The 25,153-nt window shown below is 62.5% G+C and carries 22 protein-coding genes; 9 read left to right on the forward strand and 13 right to left on the reverse strand.

Annotation, left to right across the window (positions count from 1 at the left end; genetic code table 11):
* Positions 1-6 precede the first annotated feature (6 nt).
* The 5 genes from HJ536_RS17505 to iolG form a co-directional block, all read right to left on the reverse strand.
* On the reverse strand, positions 7-1,122 hold the full coding sequence (locus HJ536_RS17505) for a Gfo/Idh/MocA family protein (RefSeq protein WP_177158721.1): 1,116 nt from the start codon (positions 1,120-1,122) through the stop codon (positions 7-9).
* A gap of 55 nt (positions 1,123-1,177) precedes the next feature.
* Positions 1,178-1,957, reverse strand: a complete 780-nt coding sequence (locus HJ536_RS17510; protein ID WP_177158722.1) for an ATP-binding cassette domain-containing protein — start codon at positions 1,955-1,957, stop codon at positions 1,178-1,180.
* Position 1,958: 1 nt separating this feature from the next.
* Complete coding sequence (locus tag HJ536_RS17515) at positions 1,959-3,065, reverse strand: ABC transporter permease (protein WP_176854402.1); 1,107 nt, start codon at positions 3,063-3,065, stop codon at positions 1,959-1,961.
* Between the two features lie 64 nt (positions 3,066-3,129).
* On the reverse strand, positions 3,130-4,053 hold the full coding sequence (locus HJ536_RS17520; protein ID WP_176854404.1) for a sugar ABC transporter substrate-binding protein: 924 nt from the start codon (positions 4,051-4,053) through the stop codon (positions 3,130-3,132).
* A gap of 139 nt (positions 4,054-4,192) precedes the next feature.
* Positions 4,193-5,185 (reverse strand): inositol 2-dehydrogenase, encoded by a 993-nt coding sequence (iolG, locus tag HJ536_RS17525; protein WP_176854406.1) that lies wholly within the window; start codon positions 5,183-5,185, stop codon positions 4,193-4,195.
* A 176-nt stretch (positions 5,186-5,361) separates the two neighbouring features.
* Here iolG and HJ536_RS17530 point away from each other — a divergent pair, with 176 nt between their 5' ends.
* The gene (locus HJ536_RS17530) at positions 5,362-6,384 is read left to right on the forward strand and encodes a LacI family DNA-binding transcriptional regulator (protein WP_176854408.1); all 1,023 of its coding nucleotides are present in this window, start codon (positions 5,362-5,364) and stop codon (positions 6,382-6,384) included.
* Here HJ536_RS17530 and HJ536_RS17535 read toward each other — a convergent pair whose 3' ends face one another.
* On the reverse strand, positions 6,385-7,746 hold the full coding sequence (locus HJ536_RS17535; protein ID WP_177158723.1) for an NAD(P)H-dependent oxidoreductase: 1,362 nt from the start codon (positions 7,744-7,746) through the stop codon (positions 6,385-6,387).
* A gap of 135 nt (positions 7,747-7,881) precedes the next feature.
* On the opposite strand from HJ536_RS17535, the gene HJ536_RS17540 reads away from it, so the two are divergent.
* A complete protein-coding gene (locus tag HJ536_RS17540) occupies positions 7,882-8,757 on the forward strand; it encodes a LysR substrate-binding domain-containing protein (RefSeq protein ID WP_177158724.1) in 876 nt (291 codons plus the stop codon).
* Between the two features lie 43 nt (positions 8,758-8,800).
* Positions 8,801-9,553 carry a class I SAM-dependent methyltransferase gene (locus tag HJ536_RS17545; protein ID WP_177158725.1) on the forward strand — a complete coding sequence of 251 codons (753 nt, stop codon included), beginning with the start codon at positions 8,801-8,803 and terminating at the stop codon, positions 9,551-9,553.
* On the opposite strand, the gene HJ536_RS17550 is transcribed toward HJ536_RS17545, so the two are convergent.
* Positions 9,550-10,596, reverse strand: a complete 1,047-nt coding sequence (locus HJ536_RS17550; protein ID WP_177158726.1) for an NAD(P)H-dependent flavin oxidoreductase — start codon at positions 10,594-10,596, stop codon at positions 9,550-9,552. The genes HJ536_RS17545 and HJ536_RS17550 overlap by 4 nt on opposite strands.
* Positions 10,593-11,648, reverse strand: a complete 1,056-nt coding sequence (locus HJ536_RS17555) for a helix-turn-helix transcriptional regulator (RefSeq protein WP_177158727.1) — start codon at positions 11,646-11,648, stop codon at positions 10,593-10,595. The genes HJ536_RS17550 and HJ536_RS17555 overlap by 4 nt, the downstream gene beginning before the upstream one ends.
* 86 nt (positions 11,649-11,734) lie before the next feature.
* On the opposite strand from HJ536_RS17555, the gene cysD reads away from it, so the two are divergent.
* The 3 genes from cysD to HJ536_RS17570 all read left to right on the forward strand — a co-directional run bounded on the left by cysD (position 11,735) and on the right by HJ536_RS17570 (position 15,059).
* The gene (gene cysD / locus HJ536_RS17560; RefSeq protein WP_176854419.1) at positions 11,735-12,640 is read left to right on the forward strand and encodes a sulfate adenylyltransferase subunit CysD; all 906 of its coding nucleotides are present in this window, start codon (positions 11,735-11,737) and stop codon (positions 12,638-12,640) included.
* Between the two features lie 42 nt (positions 12,641-12,682).
* On the forward strand, positions 12,683-14,584 hold the full coding sequence (gene cysN, locus HJ536_RS17565) for a sulfate adenylyltransferase subunit CysN (RefSeq protein WP_177158728.1): 1,902 nt from the start codon (positions 12,683-12,685) through the stop codon (positions 14,582-14,584).
* Positions 14,585-14,852: 268 nt separating this feature from the next.
* Entirely contained in the window at positions 14,853-15,059 is a 207-nt protein-coding gene (locus HJ536_RS17570; RefSeq protein WP_176854423.1) for a cold-shock protein, read from the forward strand.
* A gap of 90 nt (positions 15,060-15,149) precedes the next feature.
* Here the strand turns inward: HJ536_RS17570 and HJ536_RS17575 are convergent, their stop codons facing one another.
* Positions 15,150-16,328 carry a calcium-binding protein gene (locus HJ536_RS17575; protein ID WP_177158729.1) on the reverse strand — a complete coding sequence of 393 codons (1,179 nt, stop codon included), beginning with the start codon at positions 16,326-16,328 and terminating at the stop codon, positions 15,150-15,152.
* Positions 16,329-16,446: 118 nt separating this feature from the next.
* Positions 16,447-17,478, reverse strand: a complete 1,032-nt coding sequence (locus HJ536_RS17580) for a DUF475 domain-containing protein (RefSeq protein WP_177158730.1) — start codon at positions 17,476-17,478, stop codon at positions 16,447-16,449.
* Positions 17,479-17,792: 314 nt separating this feature from the next.
* Between HJ536_RS17580 and HJ536_RS17585 the strand changes: the two genes are divergently transcribed.
* Positions 17,793-19,751 carry a YgiQ family radical SAM protein gene (locus tag HJ536_RS17585; RefSeq protein WP_228028787.1) on the forward strand — a complete coding sequence of 653 codons (1,959 nt, stop codon included), beginning with the start codon at positions 17,793-17,795 and terminating at the stop codon, positions 19,749-19,751.
* Positions 19,752-19,785: 34 nt separating this feature from the next.
* On the opposite strand, the gene HJ536_RS17590 is transcribed toward HJ536_RS17585, so the two are convergent.
* On the reverse strand, positions 19,786-21,093 hold the full coding sequence (locus HJ536_RS17590; RefSeq protein ID WP_177158732.1) for a methyltransferase domain-containing protein: 1,308 nt from the start codon (positions 21,091-21,093) through the stop codon (positions 19,786-19,788).
* 236 nt (positions 21,094-21,329) lie between these two features.
* Here HJ536_RS17590 and HJ536_RS17595 point away from each other — a divergent pair, with 236 nt between their 5' ends.
* On the forward strand, positions 21,330-22,331 hold the full coding sequence (locus HJ536_RS17595) for an FUSC family protein (protein WP_177158733.1): 1,002 nt from the start codon (positions 21,330-21,332) through the stop codon (positions 22,329-22,331).
* 3 nt (positions 22,332-22,334) lie between these two features.
* Here HJ536_RS17595 and HJ536_RS17600 read toward each other — a convergent pair whose 3' ends face one another.
* Entirely contained in the window at positions 22,335-23,351 is a 1,017-nt protein-coding gene (locus HJ536_RS17600) for a zinc-dependent alcohol dehydrogenase family protein (RefSeq protein ID WP_177158734.1), read from the reverse strand.
* A gap of 185 nt (positions 23,352-23,536) precedes the next feature.
* Here HJ536_RS17600 and HJ536_RS17605 point away from each other — a divergent pair, with 185 nt between their 5' ends.
* Entirely contained in the window at positions 23,537-24,433 is an 897-nt protein-coding gene (locus tag HJ536_RS17605) for a LysR family transcriptional regulator (protein WP_177158735.1), read from the forward strand.
* Between the two features lie 3 nt (positions 24,434-24,436).
* Here HJ536_RS17605 and HJ536_RS17610 read toward each other — a convergent pair whose 3' ends face one another.
* The gene (locus tag HJ536_RS17610) at positions 24,437-25,129 is read right to left on the reverse strand and encodes a metal-dependent hydrolase (RefSeq protein ID WP_177158736.1); all 693 of its coding nucleotides are present in this window, start codon (positions 25,127-25,129) and stop codon (positions 24,437-24,439) included.
* Positions 25,130-25,153: the final 24 nt, after the last annotated feature.

The raw sequence follows: 25,153 nt of genomic DNA on the forward strand, positions 1-25,153 counted from the left end.
GCGCTTTCAATTCAGTTGCACAGCTTTGCCACCCGAGGCGGCCATCGCGTGGATCACACGCTCGATCTGCAAACCCGCGGCAAAATCCGGCCCGCAAGGCACCCCGCCCGCAATGGCGCGGCTCAGGTCGCGGGCTTCGATCACCTTTTGCTCGTTGAAGCCAAAGTTGTGACCGGGCGCAGGGCAGAAGGCCGCGAAATCCGGTTGGTCGGGGCCCGTCAGGTGGCGGGTGAAACCGGCCTCTCCTTGGCGATGGACCCAGAGTTCATTCATGTTTTCCTGATCGAACAGGATGGTTCCGCCTGTGCCATGCACCTCCCACTGGAGACGGCATTTACGGCCACGGGCGACGCGCGAAGTCGCAAAGCTGCCCTGCGCACCGGACGCGAACCGGATCAGGGCCATCGCGCTGTCTTCGTTCTCGACAGCTTTGGACCCCTCGGGCGAGGGGCGCTGAGCCACCACAATCTGCGTCATCGCGGTCAGTTCCGCCACCGGCCCCATCAGGGCCGTCATCTGGCTCACGAGGTGGCAGCCAAGATCGCCCAAAGCGCCAAGGCCGCCCCCCTCGTGGGTCATCCGCCAGCTCCAAGGGAGGTCGGGGTTGGCAGAGTAATCCTCGTCATAGACACCGCGGAAGGCCACGGGTGTTCCGATCTCGCCGCCTTCGATCATGGCTTTGGCGGCTTGGAACGCGGGGCTGCGCAGGTAGTTGTAGCCCAGAATAGTCATCTGTCCGGGGTGCGCGGTGGCCAGATCGGCCAACGCCTGCGCATCGGCCAAGGTCAGGGCCATCGGCTTTTCCAGCCAGACGTGCTTGCCAGCCTTCAGGGCGGCCTCGGCAATGGGGCGGTGCACCCCGTTGGGCGCGGTGATCGACACCACATCGACCGAGGGATCGGTCACGGCATCGGTCCAGTCGGCGGACCCACGCGCGAACCCGAATTGGGCGGCGAAACGGTCCGCCTGTTCCTGCGTCACATCGCACAGGACCTGCAATTTCGGATGGGCGCCGCCAAACACGGTCGCCACGTTGCGCCACGCCATCGCGTGACATTTCCCCATGAAGCCTGTCCCAATCAGGGCAACGCCAAGCGGCTTCTGCGGCATCGGATAAACCATTCTGTCCCCTCCCAGTGACATGGCCCGGGCACCACCGCGCCCGAGCCGTTTGCCTTTAGATCGTACCGCCGAGCGAGCCTTCCAGCTCGGCCAGTTCCTGACCGCCGGCCATCAGGTCCTGCAGCTGGGATGCGGTGATCTCGCCTTTGCGGGCGGTGCCAAGGGTCTGGCCACGGTTCAGAACCGTGAAACGGTCACCCACGGCCATCGCGTGCCGCACGTTGTGTGAGATGAACACGACGCCGACGCCCTGTTCGCGGACCCGCGCAATGGTGGACAGCACGTTCGAGGTCTGACGCACCCCGAGGGCCGAGGTCGGTTCGTCGAGGATCAGCACCTTGGCGCCGAAATACACCGCGCGGGCAATCGCGACAGTCTGACGCTCACCACCCGACAGGGTGCCGACCGCTTGGTCCGGTGCGCGCAGGTTGATGCCCATTTTGCGCATCTCTTCCATGCAGACCTCGTTGGCGTGCTCGAGGTCGAAGCGCTTCATCAGGCCCGAGCCCTTTTGCGGTTCGCGGCCCATAAAGAAGTTCCGCGTCACGCTCATCAGGGGGATCATCGCCAGATCCTGAAACACTGTGGCGATCCCGGCTTCCATCGCATCGCGGGGGCTGTCGAACGACATCGGCTTGCCCTCGAAGGTGATGGAGCCAGAGGTCGGTTTGTGCACGCCCGACATCGTCTTGATGAAGGTCGATTTACCCGCGCCGTTGTCACCCAGAAGGCAGTGGCATTCGCCGGGGGTCACGTCAAAGGTCACACCGTTCAGCGCAATGACGTTACCAAAGTGCTTTTTGATGTTTTCCATGTGAATGATGGGGCTGGTCATATCAGCGTTCTCCCGTCACGCGCTTGCGGATCACGTTGTTGAAGACCACGGCCAGCAGCAGCATCCCGCCAAGGAACACCTGGAACCAGTCCTGATCGAAGTCGGTATAGGTCAGACCGATGGTCACCATGCCGAAGATGATCGCGCCAAAGAACGCACCGATCGCCGAACCATAGCCGCCAGTCAGAAGGCAGCCGCCGATGACCGCAGTGATGATGGCCTCGAACTCCTTCATAAAGCCGCGGCGGGCGTCGGTGGAGCCTGCGTCGATGACGGTAATGATCGCCACCAGAGCCGCTGCCATCGCGGTCAGCATGAACAGGGAAACCTTGACGCGGGTAACGGGCACGCCCGAATTTTTCGCCGCGTTGCTGTCGCCGCCAGTTGCGAACACCCAGTTGCCGATCGACGTGCGCAGCAGAACATAGGTCGCGATCAGGGCGAACAGGATGAACCACAGGATTTCAACGGGGATGCCGGGAACCTTGGGGGCGCCGGATTTGAAGGTCTCGACCACGCCCATTTGCGCCAGTGCGTTAAAGATGAAGCCGAACGCCTCGCCCGAGAAGAGGGGGGTCAGGAAGTCGCCTTCGACCGCCTCGCGGACACCGCGCAACTGGGTCGAGCCGCCGGTGAACAGCTTCAGGCCAACCAAAGACGCGCCGCGCAGAATAAACAGACCGGCCAGTGTCACGATGAACGAGGGCAGACCGGTGCGAATGACGACCATCCCGTTCACGGCCCCGATGGCTGCTGCAAAGCCAAGGGTAAAGGGGATCGCCACAATCAGCGGCAGGCCGAGGTTCACGGTAAAGACGCCAAAGATCATACCGGCAAAAGCGACCATCGAGCCGATGGACAAGTCGAATTCCCCGCCAATCATCAGCATCGCTGCAGCAATCCCGAGGATGCCAAGCTGCGCCGCGGGCGTCATGAAGTTCATAATCCCCGACAGGGTGAACATCGCGCTATCGGCAGTGATCAGGAAAAACAGGGTCACGAGGATAACGCCACCAATGGCGCCAAGCTCGGGACGTTTCATAAGTTTGGTTGCAAAGGACTCGGATTTGATCCGTTCGTCCGCCTGTACCGTGGCGTCCGTTGGCATTTTATTCCTCCCACAGAATAAAAACGCCGAACCGCGCGCAATTGCGCGATCCGGCAAGATTGAATTAGCGGATGCCCTGTGCCGACAGGTCGATCACCTTGGCCGCTGCGTCCTGGGTCACAAGGTTCGGACCCGAGGGAACATCGCCGCCGGGCACGAGGCCGTATTCAGCGTTCATCGCCAGGAAGACGACGGGCAGGTAGCCCTGCAGGAACTGTTGCTGGTCAATCGCGAAGGCAGCTTTGCCTTCGGAGACGGCCTTCAGGAAACCTGCCGACAGGTCGAACGAGGCAACCAGAACATCGGTGCGGCCCAGAGCTTCGACAGCTTTGACTGCGGGCTCACCCACAAGGCTCGCTCCCAGACCCAGAACAGTGTCTACGTCGCCATCGGATTCCAGAGCCGCGCGGACTTTGGATTCAACTTCGGCGGGGTCGTTCTGGGTGGGGATGACGGTGACTTCGTGCGCGAAACCATCCGCAAAGCCCTGGCAGCGCAGGTCGAGCGAGACGTTGCCAACCTCTTGGTTGACGCAGATGCCTTTGGTGCCGCCCATTTCGGCCAGCTTCTTGCCTGCAGCCAGACCGGCGTCGTATTCCGACTGACCGACGTGCAGCAGAGCACCCAGTTCATGGGCAACGTCCGAACCCGAGTTCATCGAGATCACCGGAATACCGGCTTCGACAGCGCGTTTGATCGACGGCCCAAGCGCATCCGCGTCGGGGATCGACACAACCAGACCATCGGGCTCCTGGTTGACGGCGGCGTCGATCAGCTGGCTCATCGCGACCATGTCAAAGGTCTCGGGCGAGCGGAAATCAACGCTTGCGCCAGTGTGCTCGGCCGCTTTCTCGACGCCGTTCTTGACGACCGACCAGAACGGGTCATTGGCCTGACCGTGTGCCACGACGATGATGTCGGCGGCAAAGGCAGGTGCTGCGGCAGCAATAGTGGCTGCAGTCGCAACGGTTGCGAAAAATTTGTTCATATCTTCCTCCCAGTAAAAAGTCAGAGGCAAAGCCTCTTCGTGCACCGGATCGGGTGGATCCGGATCTGATCGCGGGCGTGCCCCCTCTGACACGCGCCGCTATTCTTGGTCGGGGTCCGGCGAGCGAACCCCGCTATGTTCAGAGAGCGACCTCGACCGCGGCGCCGGTTTTGGCGGACTCGGTGGCGGCCTCGGCCATCGCCAGTGCGGCGATGCCATCCTCGAGCGTGACGGGCATGGGCTTGCCTTCGGCCAGCGCGGTCACAAAGGCGTCCCACTCTGCCGCGTAGGCGGGCATGTAACGCTCAAGGAAGAAGTAGGTCGGCTTGGCGCTGGTGACGCCTGCAACGGTGGACTTCGAAACGGTGTTTTCCAGCATGTTCGCCGCCGACAAGAGGCCATCGGACCCCAGCAGTTCAACGCGCTGGTCATAGCCGTACACGGCGCGGCGGCTGTTCTTGATCACTGCGATGCGGCCGTCCGCATAGGTCAGGGTCACAACAGCGGTGTCCACGTCGCCAGCCTCGCCAATGGCGGGGTCCACGATCGAGGAGCCGACAGCGCGCACGGTTTTCGGCAGATCACCCATCAGGAAGTTCGCCATGTCGAAGTCGTGGATCATCATGTCACGGAACAGACCGCCCGAAACCTTGATGTAGCTGACGGGGGGCGGCGCCGGATCGAACGAGGTGATCGACAGAAGCTCGGATTTACCAATCTCGCCCGCAAGGCTGGCCGATTTCACCGACGCAAAGTTCGGGTCAAAGCGGCGGTTGAAGCCGATCATGACCGGCTTGCCGGTGGCTGCGGATTTCTCCAGACACGCCTTGGCGCGGGCCAGCGACAGGTCCACGGGCTTTTCGCACAGGACAGCTTTGCCAGCGGCGGTCGCCGCTTCGATGAAATCCGAATGGGTGTCGGTCGAGGTCGCGACCAGAACCGCGTCGATGCTGTCATCGGCCAGAATTTCTTCCGAAGAACAAGCCTTTGCGCCGAACTTGGTGGCCAGCGCGGTGGCGGCATCCATGTTCACATCCGATACGGCGACCAGTTCGCTGCCCATGTGGCCCGCGATGTTGACGGCGTGCACCTGACCAATACGGCCCGCGCCGAGCAAACCAACTCTTAGCATGTATTCCTCCCAGTGCTGCGACGTTATGCGCCGCTGAGTTGTGTGGACCATGCCGAATCCTGCACGCGCGTGCAAGAATTATTTGCACGCGAGAGCAAAGTGATCGAGCAACCCTCGGACTCTTCACGCTATTATTTACCTGACATCCGATTTAAGACTGGTTTCAGGAGGACCGGATGGCCGAAGACACTACCAGCGAACCCATGGGAAACGTGACCGCAGACGATGTGGCCGCAGCCGCAGGCGTGTCCCGCTGGACGGTGAATCGGGCCTTCAAGAAGGACGCGTCGATCTCGGCCAAGTCGCGGGAAAAGGTCATGGCCGCGGCAAAAGCGCTGGGATACGTCCCCGATTTGCGCGCAGCATCGCTGGCGTCGGACAGGTCCAATCTGGTGGCGCTGCTGGTCGATGACTTTGCCAACCCCCACAAACTGGTCATGATGGAGCGTCTGACCCGCATCCTGCGCAAGCATGGCTGGGATACGCTCTTGGTGAACACTCTGGGGCGGGATGATGCGAATGACGCCTTGCTGAACGCCAGCCAGCGGCGGGTGGATGCGGTGATCCTGATCGGCATCCAGTTCGACGACGAGGTTCTGCGCACCGCCTCGCACGCGCGGCGTTTCAAGAAGCTAATCATTTTCGCGCGGGTCTCCCAGAACCCGAACACGATCTCGATCGCGGTGGACGATGTGCACGCGATGCTGGAGATCGCCGAATACGTCCGGACCAAGGGCTACCAGCGCCCCATGTTTCTGGCCGGTCCCCGCACGGTGTCTGCCCACCTGCCGCGCAAACAGACTTTTCTGGCCTATTGGAAAGAGCATTTCGGGTCCGAGCCCGAGACCTGCGAAGTCGAGGCCTATGACCCCGTTCTGGCCGCCCGCGTGATGGCCGACACCCTCAAGGGGCGTCCGCGCGACGCCCTGCCCGACATCATCGTCTGCGAGAATGACGCGCTGGCCATGGGCACGATCGACGTGATCCGCCACGATCTGGGCCTGCGGGTGCCAGAGGACATCGCTGTCACCGGTTTCGACGATGTCCCCCAGATTCAGGGGCCGAACTATAACCTGACCACCTATCGCCAGCCGCTAACGGCGATGGCCGAATATCTGGTCACCGTTCTGGAAAGCCAGAAGGACGAGGACCTGAGCCGCAGCTTCAAAGGCCACATCGTCCCCCGCACCAGCGCCTGATCAGGTCGCCGGTCTGAACATGTCCTCCATCTCGCGGCGGACGCGGACGGCTTGGGTATCGGCGATTTCGACATCGTCCCACGTGACCATCTGGCCCAAAGGCACCTGACGCTTCAGCTTCATCCCGTGGGCCAGACCGATGGGCAGACCGCCAGCGCGCAAGGAATCCTCGGCGCGGGCAATGCGGCCCCAAACGGTGTAGCCGCCCTCGCCGTCCAAGGTATCGCCGGGGTTCAGGGTTTTCTTGGCCACCGCGACCACGTCCGAATGCAGGCCGCAGGTTTTGCCCGTAGGTTCGCCCCGCAGGACGGCATTGGCGACGGAAATCCCCAACTCAAGCCCGATCAGATGCGACGGACGGAACAGGGTGGCATAGCGACCAGAGCGGTCGGTGGTGACGCCATATTCCTTGAAACAGCGGCGAACATAGTCGGCACCGCGCCCTTCGGCATCGCTGGCCTCAAGCGTCACATAGACGCCCCAGCGCAGATCGCCGACGACGTTCCGGCCATCACGTTCCTGACTGGAAACGACCTCGACCATACCGGCCTCTTCCAGAATGCCGCCATGGGCCTTGGGCTTCAGGACTTCGGGCAGATCATGGGTGCCGCAGGGCGGGAACAGCAGGCCGTTCCGCGGCGCCAAAAGGCCCGAAGCATTCGAGATCGCCGCCATTTCCAGCGCCGACTTTGTGCCATCGAGGAAAGAGTTGAACATCTGCGGGTTCATGCCCCCCGCTGCCGCCTGTTCTGCGGTCAAACCGTAGTAGTCCCAGATCGTATCGGGGGTCGAGGCGGTGTATTCGGGCAAATACTTGGTACCCTTGCCCGCCGCGACGACCTTGAAGCCACACGTACGGGCCCAGTCGATCATCTCGCAGACCAGAGCGGGTTGGTCGCCATAGGCCATCGAATAGACCAGACCGGCAGCATCGAATTTCTGGACCAGCAGCGCACCGGCCAGCACGTCGGCCTCGACGTTCACCATGACCATGTGCTTGCCATGCTCGGCGGCCAGCAAGGCGTGGCGGATGCCCGCCGCAGGGCTGCCAGTGGCGTCAATCACCACGTCCATCGCGCCTTGGGCGATCATGTCGGCGCTGTCCTCGGTGATGCAGGTACGGCCAGTGGCCAGCGCCTCGGCAAAGGTGCCGCAGACGGCGGCGTCGGTGTCCCAGCCGGTATTGTGCAGCGCGGCCTTGGCGCGGGGGGCGGACAGATCGGCGATCCCCATCAGGTGCATGCCGGGGATATGGCGCACCTGACTCAGGAACATCGAGCCGAATTTGCCCGCGCCGATCAGGCCCACGCGGATGGGATTGCCCTCGGCCTGACGGGCCAGAAGCTTGGTGTACAGGTTCATGTTTTTCCTCCCTTGGGTCCGGCCTCCTCTTGCCGGACGCGGCCTGTGCGGGCCGTCTGCGGACAGGCTAGACGGGCAGGATAGATTAGGACAAACTAGTTTTCAGGCCATTTGGATTAGGAAATCTAAGCAATCATGACCCTGCCCCTGCGTGCCATCCATGCCTTTGTGACCACGGCCCAGCTTGGGTCGATGGTGCAGGCTGCCGATCGCCTTGGGGTGACGCCATCGGCCATCAGCCAGCAAATCCAGCAGCTTGAGGCCCATGTGGGCACGCGATTGTTTGCCCGCGTCGGCCGCCGGATCATCCTGAACGAGGCCGGAGAGCGCTATTTCGAGCTGATCCGCGAAGAGGTCGAGCGCATCGACAGCGCCACCCAGCAGATGCGCGGGATCAGCGCCGCCCAAGTGCTGAACCTGCGGGTCGCCCCGACCTTTGCCGTTCAATGGCTGTTGCCGCGCCTGCCGCGCTTTATGCAGGACCACCCCGAGATCGAGTTACGCGTGGACGCCACCAACGACCCACCCGATTTCGAGCGCGAGGCCATTGATCTGGAGATCCGCCACGGCAACGGCGCGTGGGCCGGTCTGCACGTCGAAAGTCTGGCCGAAGAGCGGATGCTGCCCCTGTGCTCGCCCGACCTTGCGGCGGCGGGATCACTGGATGCGCACAGCCTTCAGGACCACCGCCTGCTGCATTCCATCAAGAACCTGACCGGCTGGAGCCATTGGTTCGCCGCCGTCGGGGTGGCCCCGAAACCGGACCTGCAGCGCGCCCATTTCGACCGCGCCCATATGTCGATCGCTTTGGCCAAGGCAGGCGCAGGCATAGCGTTGGAAAGCACGCTGACCGCAGCGGCCGAGATCGCCTCGGGCGCGCTGGTCTGTCCGGTGAAAAATCCGCCCGATCTGACCCAGCGGTCCTTGTGGATCGTCGGCCCGCCCCTGCATTTCGGACGCCGCCGACCAAGGCGCTTTATCGACTGGCTGCGGCGCGAACTGGCCGCTTGAACCGCCGCCCGCGCCATTGCACCCTGACGGGCAGGAGGGCCCCATGACCAACACCCGCACCAACTGGTTCGACAAGGGCGGCAGCGCCTATGCCCAATTCCGCCCCGAATATCCCGCAGAAATGGCGGACTATCTGGCGGCACTTGCCCCGGCGCGCGCCTGCGCCGTGGATGTGGGTTGCGGCACGGGCCAGTTGACCCGACTTTTGGCTGGCCGGTTCGACACGGTTCTGGGCTTTGACCCCAGCGCGGACCAGTTCGGGAATGCGGTGTCTGTGGACGGGGTGACCTATGGCGTGGCCCCTGCCGAGGCTTTGCCCCTGCCCGACCACTCGGCGGATTTGATCACCGCCGCGCAGGCCGCGCACTGGTTCGACCTGCCTGCCTTTTGGACCGAAGCGCGGCGCGTTGCGGCCCCCGGCGGCATCGTCGCCCTGATCAGTTACGGCGTGTTGCGGCTGGAGGATGAGGCCCTGAACGCCCGTTTCAAACAGTTCTATTATGACGAAATCGGCCCCTATTGGCCGCCAGAGCGCAAGATGGTGGACGACGGGTATCGCAACATCGCCATGCCATTGACCGAACTCCCCTCGCCGGACCTTAGAATCAGCCTGAACTGGGACGAGCAGGCCTTTTTGGGCTATCTGTCCACATGGTCCGCCACCCGCCGCGCCTCCGAGGCGGGGAAGGCGCAACTGTTGAACGCCTTTGCTGCAGACCTGAGCCGTCTTTGGCCCACCGGCCAAACCGTGCGGATCACATGGCCCCTGAACCTGCGGATCGGTCGGGTGGATTAAACCACTAGTTCTGCGATCAGCAGCGCCATCAATTCAGCCGCAGGCATGGGCCGCACGCGCGCGGCCCCATCGCCCGCCCATTGCGCCCCGAAACCGGTTTCGCCTTTGGCCTTGGCTGCGGCGTTCAGGGATTTGCCCAGATCATAGGTGCAGGGATAGGCGGGGATGTGATCGGGCGTAACCTCTTGGCCCCAATCGGTAAAACGGTTGGTCAGGCACCGCGCAGGGCGACCGGAAATTACGCTGGTCATCTGCGTGCCCCCCAAGGGCAGCCGCGCACGATATGCCCCGTCCGCCGAGGTTTCGGGGCACCCGACAAACGCCGTCCCCAGTTGCGCGGCCACCGCCCCCAGCGACAAAGCGTGCCGGACATCCGCGCCCGTCATGATGCCACCCGCCGCAATGACGGGCAGCGAAGTAGCGCCGACCAATTGCTTGAGCAGATCCCAGGTGGGCAGGCGTTCATCTGGCCCGAAGGGATCAAAAATCCCCCGATGACCGCCCGCCTGCCAGCCTTGGGCGATGATCGCGTCAAAGCCCGCGGCCGCGATCTGATGAGCCTCGGCCAGACTGGTGGCCGTTGCGGTCAGCGTGATGCCCGCCTGCTTCATCGCGCTGATCTGGTCGGGTTTGGGCAGGCCAAAGTGAAAGCTGGCCACCGCGGGGCGCGTGTCCAAAACAATGGCGAGTTGCCGATCATCCGCACGGAAGCTGGGGTAGATTTCCTCGAGTGGCGTCGGAGGTTCGGCGCCATATTCCGCGAACAGGGGGCGGGTGCGGTCGATCCACGCGGATTCCTTGGCGGAGTCGCGCTGCGCGGCCTCGTGGCAAAAGAAATTCAGGTTGATCGGGCGGTCGGTCAGGGCCTGCAGCTCCTGCACCATTTGGCGCGCTCCGGCGTCGGTCGCGGCCCCCAGCCCCAGCGCCCCAAGGCCGCCAGCCTTGCTGACCGCCGCTGCCAAAGCGGGCGTCGACACGCCTGCCATGGGCGCTTGGAAGATCGGCAGGTCGATGTGGAACAGGTCGCGCAGTGTATCGGTCATGGCTGGCCTTTCGGAGCGGGTCGCGGGAACTGTGCCTGTGCGCTGCCCGCTTGGCAATTGCCCAAACCCAACGTCACCGCGCTGGTCAGAACCCGCCGCAAGAGGCCCGTTTGGCCCTGCACGCCGAGACGGGTGAAGATCGCTTTGGAGCAGGTGCGGGCGGTTTCCTCGGTCCAGCCCAGATCGGCGGCGGCGGTTTTGATCGAGTGCCCCTCGCAGATCAGCGCGGCAAGGCGGCTTTCGCTTCGGCTCAGGCCGAAATGGGCGGCAAAGTGGTCCGGATCGGGCAGTTCGGCCGGCGCGCGGAAGGTTGCAACGACCACCGGATCGCCCGCCAGATGGGTCCGGCGCAGCACCAGATCGGTGCCGGTTTCTGGATCAAACAGGGCCTGAGGCACCTCGGGCGCGGCGATGCAGGCCGCAAACCCCGTGCGAAAGGTCAGCGCCAAATCGCCGTCGGGAAATTCCAGCCGCCTGCGGACGGTTTGACCCGCCAGCAGGCGCAGATCGCGAGCATTCGCAGACATCTCTTGCACAATGCCGGTCAGGTCCATGATCACCCACGCCGCGCCAAGCCCACCCGCCAAGCCCCCTGTCAGCGCCGCCATCGACCGTTGCCGCTCTAGCCCCGACCATGTCTCGACCGCCTGCCCTAGAAAGGGTGTCAGCGCGGTCAGGTACTGCCGGTCGGTGCTGCGGAAATCTTTGCGGATGTCCAGACGCTTGATGCAGAGGGTCGCTGTCGCCCCGCCCGCGCGCACTTTGACCAGCCGCACGAACCCTTCGGGGATGACGCCAGCGGGCAGCCCCTCTTGGTCATAGACTCGGTCAAAACGCAGGGCGCTGCGGTTCGCGGCGGCGTCCGCGCAACTGATCCCGTCGGTCCAGACCTCGGCCTCCTCCCGCCCGCGATCGAGGAAAATTGTCGCCCCGTCCGCCCGCGTGACGCGTCGCAGCAGCTCCAGAAACGGAAGCCACGCCTCGCCGCCAGCCCCCGTCGAGGCCGAAAAAAGCCCTTGGATCAAGGATGTTTGATCGCCCACATACTGCATAGCAGCATGATACCTCCCATATGGGAGGTCCGCCAGCGATTTCGCAAAGCTATGTGTCATGGAACGTTCAATGAGATGATTCGAGTATGACCCAGAAAACACTGACGCACCTTCAGCGCCTCGAAGCCGAAAGCATCCACATCCTGCGCGAAGTGGTCGCCGAAGCCGAAAACCCCGTAATGCTGTATTCGGTTGGCAAAGACAGCGCAGTGATGCTGCACCTTGCGAAAAAGGCGTTCTATCCTGCGCCCCCGCCGTTCCCGCTGCTGCACGTGGACACCACCTGGAAATTCCAGGACATGTACAAGCTGCGCGACAAGGCCGCTGCCGATGCAGGCATGGAACTGCTGGTCTACCAGAACCCCGAAGCTGTCGAGCGCGGCATCAACCCGTTCGACCACGGCTCTCTGCACACCGACATGTGGAAGACCGAAGGTCTGAAGCAGGCGCTGGATAAGTACGGCTTTGACGTGGCTTTCGGCGGCGCGCGCCGCGACGAAGAGAAATCCCGTGCCAAAGAGCGCGTATTCTCGTTCCGCTCGGCCAACCACCGCTGGGACCCCAAGAACCAGCGCCCCGAACTGTGGCACCTGTACAACGCCCGCAAGTCCAAGGGCGAGAGCGTCCGCGTGTTCCCGATCTCGAACTGGACCGAACTGGACATCTGGCAGTACATCCACCTCGAAGGCATCGAAATCGTTCCGCTGTACTTCTCGGAGCCCCGCCCGACCGTGATCCGTGACGGTCTGATGCTGATGGTCGACGACAACCGCTTCCCGCTGAAAGACGGCGAAGAGCCCGTTATGCGCTCGGTCCGTTTCCGTACGCTGGGCTGTTACCCGCTGACCGGCGCTGTGGAAAGCACCGCGAAAACCCTGCCCGAAGTGATTCAGGAAATGCTCCTGACCACCACCTCGGAACGTCAGGGCCGCGCAATCGACCACGATCAGGCCGCCTCGATGGAGAAGAAGAAGCAGGAAGGCTACTTCTAAGCCCCCTTCTTTGGACCCCCACGCCAGTACGGAATTTTATAAATGACTGACCCGATTTACAAAACCGACGCCCTGATCGCCGAAGACATCGACGCGTATCTGGAGGCCCACCAGCACAAGACCATGCTGCGCTTCATCACCTGTGGTTCGGTGGATGACGGCAAATCGACCCTGATCGGCCGCCTGCTGTACGATAGCAAGATGATCTTCGAAGACCAGCTGGCCACTCTGGAAGCTGACTCCAAGCGCGTTGGCACCCAGGGCGGCAACATCGACTTTGCTCTGCTGGTCGACGGTCTGGCCGCCGAGCGCGAGCAAGGCATCACCATCGACGTGGCCTACCGCTTCTTCGCGACTGAAAAGCGCAAGTTCATCGTTGCCGACACCCCCGGCCACGAGCAGTACACCCGCAACATGGTCACCGGCGCCTCGACCGCCGATCTGGCCGTGATCCTGATCGACGCCCGCAAAGGCGTGCTGACCCAGACCCGCCGCCACAGCTACCTTGTGCAGCTTCTGGGCATCAAGAACGTGGTGCTGGCCGTCAACAAAATGGACCTCGTCGATTACGATCAGGCCAAGTACGACGCGATCATCGAGGATTACACCAACTTTGCCCGCACCATCGGCATTCAGGAATTCGTTCCGATCCCGATCTCGGGTCTGGCAGGCGACAACATCACCAGCCGCAGCGATGCGATGCCTTGGTACACCGGCCCTGCCCTGCTGCCCCACCTCGAAGAGGTAGAGGTCAATAACACCGCCGAGCAGGAACAGCCCTTCTCGATGCCCGTGCAGTGGGTGAACCGTCCGAACCTCGACTTCCGCGGTTTCGCGGGCATGGTCGCGACCGGCACCATCCGCCCCGGCGACGCGGTTCGCGTTCTGCCGTCGGGCAAGACCTCGGAAGTTGCGCGCATCGTCAACTTTGACGGCGACCGCGATCTGGCCGTGGCAGGTGAATCGATCACCCTGACCCTGAAGGACGAGATCGACTGTTCGCGCGGTCAGGTCATCGTTGCCGCTCAGGCGCCGCTCGAGGTTGCCGACCAGTTCGAAACCACCATCGTGTGGATGGACGAGCATGAAATGGTCCCCGGTCGCGCCTACTGGCTGAAGATCGGCACCCAGACCGTGTCGGCCACCGTGCAGCACCCCAAATACGAAGTGAATGTGAACACTCAGGAACATCTGGCAGCCAAAACGCTGGACCTGAACGCGATCGGCGTGGCCAACATCACCACCGACCGTGAAATTCCGTTCGCGGCCTACACCGAGAACCGCGATCTGGGTGGCTTTATCCTAATCGACAAGATCACCAACGCCACCGTTGCGGCGGGCATGATCCACTTTGCGCTGCGTCGTTCGACCAACGTCCATTGGCAGGCCACCGACATCACCCGTGACGACCACGCGGCGATGAAGAACCAGAAGCCCGCAGTTGTGTGGCTGACCGGTCTGTCGGGCTCGGGCAAGTCGACCATCGGCAACATCCTCGAGAAGAAACTGGCGCGTATGAACCGTCACACCTTCCTGTTGGATGGGGACAACGTGCGTCACGGCCTGAACAAGGACCTCGGCTTCACCGAAGCGGACCGGATCGAAAACATCCGCCGCGTTGGCGAAGTGGCCAAGCTGATGACCGACGCAGGTCTGATCGTGATCACTGCGTTCATCTCGCCCTTCCGTTCGGAGCGCGACATGGTCCGCAGCATGATGCAGCCCGGTGAGTTCGTCGAAGTCTTTGTCGACACCCCGCTGGAAGTTGCCGAGGAGCGCGACGTCAAAGGTCTTTATGCCAAGGCACGTTCGGGCCAGCTGAAGAACTTCACCGGCATCGACTCGCCCTACGAGGCTCCGGCGAACGCCGAGATCCGCATCGACACCACCGCCATGACGGCCGAGCAGGCGGCAGATGCGATTATCGCACGCTTGATCCCGTAATTTCGGGCCTCCCTGCGGTACGCCGCAGGGCAAAAACAGATTTTCGGGGCGCTGAACCAAGGGTTTGGCGCCCTTTGTTTATGCTGCAATATTCTGTTAGGCGGTTGTGCAGGGAAACTTTACGTGCCCCCTCGCAATGTGCGGCAAATCGTACTATATGAGGCGTGCATATCTTTTTTCGGACCTGTCCTACTCGGCACAGCTTACGATCTACAGCTTTGCCGGACCGCCGCATTCCGTGGGCGGAACTTATACAAGGATTAACACGATGGCTAACGGCACCGTGAAATGGTTCAACACCACCAAAGGCTACGGCTTCATTGCACCCGAAGGCGGCAAGAAAGACGTATTCGTACACATCTCTGCAGTCGAGCGCGCAGGCATCCGCCAGCTGAACGACGGTCAGGCAGTGACCTTTGACATCGAAGCAGACCGCAACGGTCGTGAGTCGGCGACCAACCTGGCGCTGGCATAATTCGATCTCAGGATTGAATGACTGCGGGGCCTAGGCCCCAAGCATTCGAACCGGCGCCGCATCCGCGAGCGCCGGTTTTCTTTTTGCGGGTTACTCGACGATCTCGCCTGCCATAGCGAGGCTTTCCCACATGATGCTGTCCACATCATCCAGCGAGAAGTCCTGCAGCGTCAGTGTGTTTCCATCCATATCGGTCAGGATGACATCGGTATCGCTCTGGACGGCATCCGCCAGGTAGTCTTCGAGCGATGCGCCATAGATGCCAAGGATATCGGTGGTGACGTCAAAATCGAGCGCAACGTCATCGCCCGCGCTAAAGACAAAGGTGTCTGCACCGGCGCCCCCAGTGAGCATGTCGTCATCTTCACCGCCATCTAGATAATCTGCGCCGCCGCCGCCACGCAGGGTATCGTCGTCGGCTCCACCGAACAGATAATCGGCGCGACGCCCGCCATAGAGCCGGTCAATATAGTCCTCGCCATAGAGGGTGTCCGAGCCTTGGCCACCGAACAGATCGTCGAAACCCTCGCCGCCATAGATCACGTCATGACCAGCGTTGCCCCATAGCCAGTCGCCCCCTTCATCTCCGTAGACAACGTCGTTCCCGTCCTCTCCGTAGATCCAATCTCCGTCCTCTCCGCCATGCAGAGTGTCATCTCCGGCACCGCCATAGATGTCATCATAGCCGACGCCGCCCCACATACGGTCATTGCCTGCCCCGCCCCACATGTAGTCACCACCAGAGCCGCCGAACATGCGGTCATTGCCTAAACCGCCTTCGAGACGATCATAGTCGTTGCCACCATACATGGTGTCATTTCCGGCCCCGCCGAACAGCCGGTCGTAGCCATCGCCGCCTTGCAGAACATCTGCTCCGCCCATCCCGCGAAGCACATCCCAGCCATCATTCCCATCAAGGGTATCAGACCCACCAAAGCCAAGAATGGTGTCATCCCCTGCGGCACCGGCGTAAATGTCCACATCTGCCGTTCCTTCGAAGAGGTCATCATCTTCAGAACCGATCCCGGGTACGGGCAATGCGTCGCCATCATAGCTGAGGCCGTCTTCCATCACCGGCTCGTCGGGCAGAATATAAACCAGAGTGTCCGCGGGAAGATCATCGTCAGAAAACGTTTCATCGACGTAAATATAGGTCTGATCGTTTTCAGCGTCGTATTCGTAATAACCGTCAACCTCGGTCATTCCCGCGACGATATAATATCCGATGTAATAGACCCCATCGACGGTTAGGGTGTACTCTTGAGCCATCTGAATTTCCTCGAAAATTTGTTCTGAAATCTTCGAGGATGGTATCCGAAAGGATATGCCCTCAAAGGCGAGAATTCCCGACCTGAGAGAAATAATTGCAAAAACCTAGGCTAACGCCTCATTTCGCTGTGCGATTATACCGGATCGATGAAATCAGCGACAAACCGATCAGACAGGCGCCAAGCAGGCCTGTGATAACCTCGGGGATGTCGGTCATCGACTGGATGAACATGATCACCGCCAGCACCAGAACCGAGTAGAAGGCCCCGTGTTCGAGAAAGCGGAACTGGGTCATGGTCTGGCGCTCGACCAGCATCAGGGTCATGGCGCGGACGTACATCGCGCCGATCCCCAGACCGATTGCGATCAGGAACAGGTTCTGGGTCAGCGCAAAGGCCCCGATCACCCCGTCGAACGAGAAGCTGGCATCCAGAACCTCGAGGTACAGAAAGGCCCCAAGCCCCCCTCGGGCGGCGGCGCAGTTGACCGCCTCGCGGGCATCCAGAACGTGGCCGACCAGTTCAACCGCCAAATAGGTCAGTAGCCCGCAAATCGCGGCGAACAAGAAGGTCGCGCTGTGGGCGGCGGGCAGGTTAACCGTGAAACCGATGACCAGCATCAGGACCAAGGCGACCTCGACCCCTTTGATCGCGGACCAACTGCGCAGGCGGCATTCGATGGTGCGGACCCAGTCGACGTCCTTGTCCGAGTCCATGAAGTAGTTCAGCGCAACCATCATCAGGAACGTCCCGCCGAACGCGGAAATGGACAGGTGCGCGCCTTCCATGATGTGGGCGTAGTCGTGCGGATGGTGAATGGCCAGTCGGATCGCCTCGATCGGGCCGATGCTGGCGGCGATGGACACGACGGCCAGCGGGAAAATGATCCGCATCCCGAAGACCGCCACAATGATCCCCCATGTCAGGAACCGGCGCTGCCAGAGCGGGTCCATATCCCTGAGTTTATTGGCATTCACGATAGCATTGTCGAAGCTGAGGCTGATCTCTAGCACCGCCAGAATGGCCCCGATCACCAAAAAGGACAGCGCCCCCGCGCCCGTACCCGTTATCTGCCACCCCAGCCAGTAGGCCAGAACAAGGCCGAGCGCTGTCACGATAAACGGCCAACGGAAGTACTTGATCGCAGTCATTTCGGGTCCTTTTCCCCCGGAAGGCGGGGCGGCAAGTGTCCCGTTCCGTCCGCAGCGTATTGCACGAGTCTCAAGGTGGGGTGCAAGTGGCACCAATGTAAGACAGGGGCGCAATAATTCTTGGGCGGGGCTGGCGCCGCACATCGCCCAAATAGTTACAGGTTAGTGATCGCGGGCGGGGCACCCCTCGTTGAGTTTCCTGCTACGTTGTGTTATGCGCACGCGGAATACATGTTTGCACACTCCCCGAAAAAATCATGAACCAGATGACCGCCCAAAAGTCTTCCAGCGGAAGCGCAGCGCCTTTTCTCCCTATGACCCGTCAGGAAATGTCGGCTCTGGGGTGGACGGAGTGTGACATCATTCTTGTGACCGGTGACGCCTATGTGGATCACCCCAGCTTTGGCATGGCGCTGATTGGGCGCCTGCTGGAGTCGCAGGGCTACCGCGTTGGCATCATTTCCCAGCCCGACTGGCACTCTGCGGATGCATTCCGTGCACTGGGTCGGCCGCGCCTGTTCTTTGGCGTGACCGGCGGGAACATGGATTCGATGGTGAACCGCTATACCTCGGACCACAAGCTGCGCCGCGATGACGCCTATACGGCGGGTGGCGAGGGCGGCAAACGCCCCGACCGCTGCACCATCGTCTACACCCAGCGCTGCCGCGAAGCCTACAAGGATGTGCCCGTGATCCTTGGCGGGATCGAGGCGTCCCTGCGCCGCATCGCCCACTATGATTACTGGTCGGACAAAGTGCGCCGCTCTATTCTGGCGGACGCCAAGGCGGACCTGCTGCTCTATGGCAACGCCGAGCGCGCCGTTGTTGAGGTTGCGCACCGCATCGCCGCTGGCACCCCCGCGCGCGAGATTGACGATGTGCGCGGCGTGGCGCTGTTCCGTTCTGTCCCCGAGGGATACACCGAGCTGCCCGCCGACGATCTGGACTCGGCCGATGAGGCTGCGACCCGTCACCCCGGCGATACCGTCATCCGCCTGCCCTCCTTCGAGGTGGTTGAGACCGACAAAGACGCCTATGCCCGCGCCAGCCGCGTTCTGCACCGCGAGGCCAACCCCGGCAACGCGCGCCCCATGGTCCAGCGCCACGGCGACCGTGATCTGTGGCTGAACCCGCCGCCGATCCCGCTGTCCTCGGAAGAGATGGACGCGGTCTATGACCTGCCCTATTCGCGCCTGCCGCACCCCTCCTATGGCGAGGCGAAGATCCCCGCCTATGACATGATCAAAACCTCGGTCACGATCATGCGCGGTTGCTTTGGCGGCTGTACCTTCTGTTCGATCACCGAACACGAGGGCCGCGTGATCCAGAACCGCTCGGAAAAGTCGATCCTGCGCGAGATCGAGCTGATCCGCGACAAAACCCCCGGTTTCTCCGGTGTCATCTCGGACATTGGCGGCCCGACCGCCAACATGTACCGCATGGCCTGCAAAGACCCGAACATCGAGAAAAACTGCCGTCTGCCGTCCTGCGTGTTCCCGGATATCTGTCCGAACCTGAACACCTCGCATGACGAGCTAATCAGCCTCTATCGCAAGGTGCGCGAAACCAAGGGCATCAAGAAGGTCATGGTCGCGTCCGGCGTCCGCTATGACCTTGCCGTGAAAAGCCCCGAATATATCGAGGAACTGGTCACCCACCACGTGGGCGGCTACCTGAAGATCGCGCCCGAGCATACCGAACGCGGCCCGCTGGACGTGATGATGAAGCCCGGCATCGGGACCTATGACCGGTTCAAGGAAATGTTCGACGCCGCCGCCGCAAAGGCCGGCAAGAAGTACTACCTGATCCCGTATTTCATCGCCGCCCACCCCGGCACCACCGACGAGGACATGCTGAACCTCGCGATCTGGCTGAAAAAGAACCGCTATCGCGCGGATCAGGTGCAGACTTTCCTGCCCTCGCCCATGGCGACCGCGACCGCGATGTACCACACCGGCGTGAACACCCTGAAGGGCGTGCGCCGCGGTGCCACGCAAAAGGTCGAGACCGTCCGCGGGGGCCGTCAGCGCCGTCTGCACAAGGCGTTCCTGCGCTATCACGATCCGGACAACTGGCCGCTGCTGCGCGAGGCGCTCAAGGAAATGGGCCGCGCCGATCTGATCGGGCCGCGTCCCGACCAGCTGATCCCTGCGCACCAGCCCGCTGGCCTGCCCAAGAAAGACGGGGTGAAATCCTTGAAACGCCCGAACTCGCGGGCGCGGAAGTTCACCACCAAGGGCGTGCCGCTGTCCAAGCTGCCGAAACAACGATAAAACAAAAGGCGCGGAGATGACCGCGCCTTTTTCGTTATTCGGGGGTGGCTTCGCGCTGCAACACGGCGGCAAAGAACCCGTCCGTGTCATGGCGCGCGGGGGTCAGCGACAGCGTGTCCCCTTGGGCCTTGGCCGCCAGATCGGGCGTGACATCCCCCAGCGGCACCAACCGGAACGCAGGATTGGCCGCCAGGAAGGCAGTGACCTGATCTTCGTTCTCTTCGGTCAGCATCGAGCATGTGGCATAGACCAGACGCCCGCCCGGTTTCACCAGACGCGCAGCACTGGCCAGAATGCGGCCTTGCAGGGCGATCAGGTTCTCCAATCCGTTCTCTTCGGGCGCGCGCCAGCGGGTGTCGGGATTGCGCCGCCAAGTACCTGTGCCGCTGCACGGCGCATCGACCAGAACGCGGTCAAAGCCCAGCTTGTGGCGCTTGACCCACTTGTCGGTCTCGCTGGCCAGAAGGCGGGTCTCGGTGTTGTGCATCCCCGCGTTCCGCAGCCGTTCAGAGCAACGCTTGAGCCGCCCTTCGCTGACATCGCAGGCAATAATCCGGCCCTTGTTGTTCATCTGCGCGGCAATCGCCAAGGTTTTGCCGCCCGCACCGGCGCAGAAATCCACCACGCGGTCACCGGGCTGTGCGTCAACCAGCAAGGCCACCAACTGAGACCCCTCGTCCTGAATTTCCACCGCACCGCTTTTCAGCGCGGGGAAGCGGGCATAATTGAACCGTCCCGACACGCGGATGCCATAGGGTGCCAGGGGCGAGGCTTCGGCCTGTAGTTTCAGATCACTCAGGGCCTGCAATATGTCCTGCCGCGTGGCTTTCACCGGATTGACCCGCAGATCGACGGGCGGGGGCGTCAGCGTGGCCGCCATTTCCGCCGCAAAGGCCCCGCCGAACCGCGCGCGGAGCGACTGTTCGGCCCACGAGGGACACTCCAGCCGGACGGCTTCAGGCATATCGGGGTGCTCGATTGTGCAGCCTTTCAGGCGCAGGACCAGATTGTATTCGGGCTTGGTCAGGGCGGTGGCCGCATTTTTGGGGCCGCTGAACAGACGGCTCACATCCTCGGGGGATTTGCGCTCCATTAGGGCCAGCCAAGCCAGAAACTGGTGGCGCGGGCTATGATCGCGGCCGTGTTTGTCCAGCCACCAGGTCAGTCGCGCGCGGTGGCGCAGCAGCGCATAAAGACGCTCCAGAATGTCACCACGGTCCTGATCGGGAATGTCGCGCCGGTTGCGGAACCAGCCAGAAGTCACCGCATCGACAGGGCGCTTGTCCCCGTCAACGGCACAGAAAAGATCAAGGGTGGCGAGCAGTCGAGCGGTTGGGGTCACGGCAGCTATTTCTGGCAAATCTCAAGAGAAGGGCGGCTTGCACCGGCGGCTGCGTGCGGGGCACTGGCAGCCTTTGGGCAGTGACGGCCTGTGTACAGCGAAGCCGCGCCTTTGGGAACCGCGTTTTGTTCCCCGTCTATGGCCCGCATCCATGCAGAGCGGTTGTGCAAATGGGCCGCTGACAATTGCGGGCGGGGCGCTTACGCTGGGTCAAAAGCCCCAAGTCGAAAAGCTCCATGTCCCCTGACCGTTCTACCGCCCTAAGGGCAAGCATCCTGTTTCTGGCCGCTGCACTCTCTTTGGGGATTGCCTACGGGATGGGGGTGCAGAGCCCCTTTTGGGCGGCGATGCCGGTGTGGGTTGTTGCGCAGCCGTTCCGTCAGGATCTGGTGATCCGTGCGATCCTGCGATTGGTGGGCACCGTTGTGGGGGGCGCGCTGGCGTGGCTGGTGCTGACCGAACTGCACGATCCGCTGCTGCAAGCACTGGCGATTGGTGCGCTGATCGGGGCGGGAACTTTTGTCAGCTTCTGGATCGGGACGGTGCACAGCTATGGCTCCTTGATGGCCGCGATCACTGTGGGTGTCGTGGCCCTGCCCGCGCTGGATCATCCCGTAAACAGCGAGGCATATGCGGTCGAGCGTCTGGTCTGCACCCTGATCGGAGTAACACTGGTGACGGCGCTGACCTTTGCCTTTACGCCCAAGCGCGAACAGCCGGTGCCGATCCGCATTGACCACGGGCTCAGCCGCGGTATCCGGCGCGGGGCGTTTGCCGCTGTTGCGGGCGTGATTGCGGCGCTACTTGTGATTTATATCGGGGGCGCAATCGGGATCGCGTCGGCGCTGTCGCTGTGTGTCTTTGCCTCGATCGTGGGGGGCAGCCCCCATTCGGCGGCCATTCTGGAAAATCTGGTGCCCAGTGCGGCCCTCGGGATTGTTGCGGCCATCCTCTATCGCTGGATCGTGCAGACCTTTGGCCTGAGCGGCGTGGACTTGGTGCTGCTGGCCCTGCCCTTTATCGCGGCGGGGGCGGTGATGCGCGCCCACCCGAAAACCGCGCCTGCGGGGATCGACTGCAACATGTGCTTCCTGCTGGCGGCCGAGGTCGGCGCGACGGGTCATCCCCTGCCCATCACCGCCGAGGCCGGTCTGGCCATGATCTTCGCCGCAACCGGTGTGTCGATGGCCTATCGCGGGACAGGCCATCGCAAGGTTCTGATGGCATTCAGCCGCTAAGGGTCAGACCCGCAGCATCGTCTTGATCGCGCGGCGTTCGTCCATCGCCTTGTAGCCCTCGGCCACTTGGGCGATCGGCAGGGTCAGGTCAAAGACCTTGCCTGGCTGGATTTCGGCACGCAGAACGCGCTCCATCAGGTCGGGCAGGTAGCGGCGCACGGGCGCGGGCCCGCCGAACAGGCGCTTCTGCTGAAAGAACAGCCCCTGCCCGTCGAACGTCACCCCATGGGGCACGCCGACAAAGCCGACAGCCCCGCCCGGACGGCACACACCCATGGCCTGATCCATCGACTGCTGCATCCCCACGCATTCTAGCACCGCATCGGCGCCGATGCCCTTGGTCAGTTCCAGCACCTCGGCGATGCCCTCTTCACCGCGCGCTGACACGATGTCGGTCGCGCCATATTCCAGCGCCAGCTTCTGGCGGGTTTCGTGGCGGCTCATGGCGATGATGCGGTCGGCCCCGCGCAGTTTCGCGGACAGAACCGCCATCAGACCCACCGCGCCGTCACCGACGACAACGGCCGTGCTGCCCTCGCGGACGCCCGCCGCTTCGGCCGCGTAATAGCCGGTGCCCAGAACGTCAGAGACGGCCAGCATGTGGGGGATTTGCTCGTCCGTCGGCATGTCCTGCGTGGCGACCAGCGTGCCATCCGCCAGCGGAACGCGGGCATAGGGGGCCTGCGCGCCGGTCATAAATTCGCGCTGCTCGCACGAGGACGGGTAGCCGAACTGGCAATGTGGGCAGGTGTTATCGGACAGCACGAACGAGCCCACGATGAACTGACCGGGGCGGATGGTTTTCACGTCAGCGCCGACTTCGATCACCACGCCGCAGTATTCGTGGCCCATGTGCATCGGCTGATCAAAGGCGTTCGCCCCGCGATAGGGCCACAGGTCCGACCCGCAGATGCAGGTGGCGGACAGCTGGATGATGGCATCGGTGGGCTTCAGGATTTCGGGGTCATTGACCTGCTCGTAACGGACATCGCCGGGCCCGTGCATAACGGTTGCGTACATGGGAAAACTCCTTGGAACCTTTGGGGCGGCGCGGGCGGCCGCCCTTATGCCCCGAAACCTAGGCCCGTTCCCAAGGGCGAACCATGGCGCTTCGGTTCATCCAATCAATGAATAAAATTCATTGATCTTTGCGTAACAAATCTCGATTTAGTGAAATGATGCCACCCAACCCTCATGGACCATGAATGAAACGCGAAGAACTGGCCGACCAGACAGTCTTTCTGGCTGTCGCTGAACAAGGCAGCTTTACCCGCGCCGCCGCCCATCTGGGCATTTCTCAGTCGGCGGTCAGTCACACCATGCGGCGGCTCGAGGCTTCGCTCGGGTTCCGGCTGCTCAACCGCAACTCCCGCTCTGTCTCGACCACCGAGATGGGGGACAAACTGCTAGCATCGCTGCGCCCCAACCTTGGCCAGATCGAAAACCGGATCGAGGAGTTGCGCAGCCTGCGGGGCACTCCGTCGGGCTTGGTGCGGATCACGACCTCGGCCACTGCGGCGCGCACGATCCTGTGGCCGGTGATCCGCGATCTGGTCCGCGACTATCCCGACATCCAGATTGAAGTGAACACCAACCCCGCCCTGTCCGATCTGGCCGAGGGGCGGTTCGACTGCGCCCTGCGCTTGGCCGAAGGGGTGCCGCCCGACATGATCGCCGTGCCCGTCACTGGCCCTTTGCAGATGGCCGCTGTGGGCTCGCCCGCCTATTTCGCTGCGCGAGGCGTGCCCCTGCATCCGCGCGATCTGGACGGGCATGCCTGCCTGAACATGCGCTTCGGACCCAACGCCCCGATCTATGACTGGGAATTCGAGAAAGACGGCGAAACGCTGGTGCGCAAGGTCAACGGGCCGTTCACTTTTAACGACGCGGATTTCTGCGTTCAGGCCGCCCGAGAGGGGTACGGCATCGCCTTTGTCGGCCTGCCCGAGGTGCAGCCCGATCTGGATACCGGTAAGCTGCAGCGCGTTCTGGCCGATTGGTGCGATCCGTTCGAAGGGTTCCACCTGTGCTATTCCTCGCGCCGTCAAATGAGCAGCGCGTTCCGGTTGCTGGTGGACCGGCTGCGACACCGGCCCACCTGAGCGTTACAGGCTCATCGGCTCCATCACCGTCAGCTCCAGCACGTCCGCATCGGGCAGCGCCTGCACCAGCGGCGCGATCGACTGCTCGAGGATCGGGAAGGTGCCATAGTGGCAGGGGATCACGGTCTTGAAGTCAAAGAACCGGTTGGCCGCATAGGCCGCGCCCTCCATATCCATCGTGTAATGGCCGCCCGCGCACAGGATGCCGATGTCGGGGGCATACCGGTCGGCGATCACGTCCATCTCCATGGTCACATCCGTATCGCCCGAGAAATAGATGCTGCGCCCTTCGGCGCGGATGATGAAACCGGCCTCGCCGCCCGCATAGATCGGGTCCCCATCGCCGAAATCGACCGAGGACGAATGCACCGCCGTCACCATGCTGACCGCGACCTCGCCGATGCGGACGGTGCCGCCCTTGCCAAAGCCCACGACTTCGGCGCCTTGGCGCGACAGCCAGCCGGAAAGTTCGTGGATGCAGTAGATTTTCGCGCCGGTCTTCTGGGAAATCTCGATCGTATTCGAGGCATGGTCCCCGTGTCCGTGGGACAGCAGCACCGCCGTCACGCCCGCGACCGCCTCATCCCAGCGATCCTCGGGAAACGAGGGGTTGCCCCGCAGCCAAGGATCGACCAGCAGCACCTCGCCGCCGATTTCGATGCGGAATCCCGAATGCCCAAGCCATGTAATTTCCATTGCACCCTCCGTTGGTTACCTGCG

This window comes from Donghicola mangrovi (genome assembly GCF_013377535.1).
In the GTDB taxonomy this organism is placed as follows: Bacteria; Pseudomonadota; Alphaproteobacteria; order Rhodobacterales; family Rhodobacteraceae; genus Donghicola; species Donghicola mangrovi.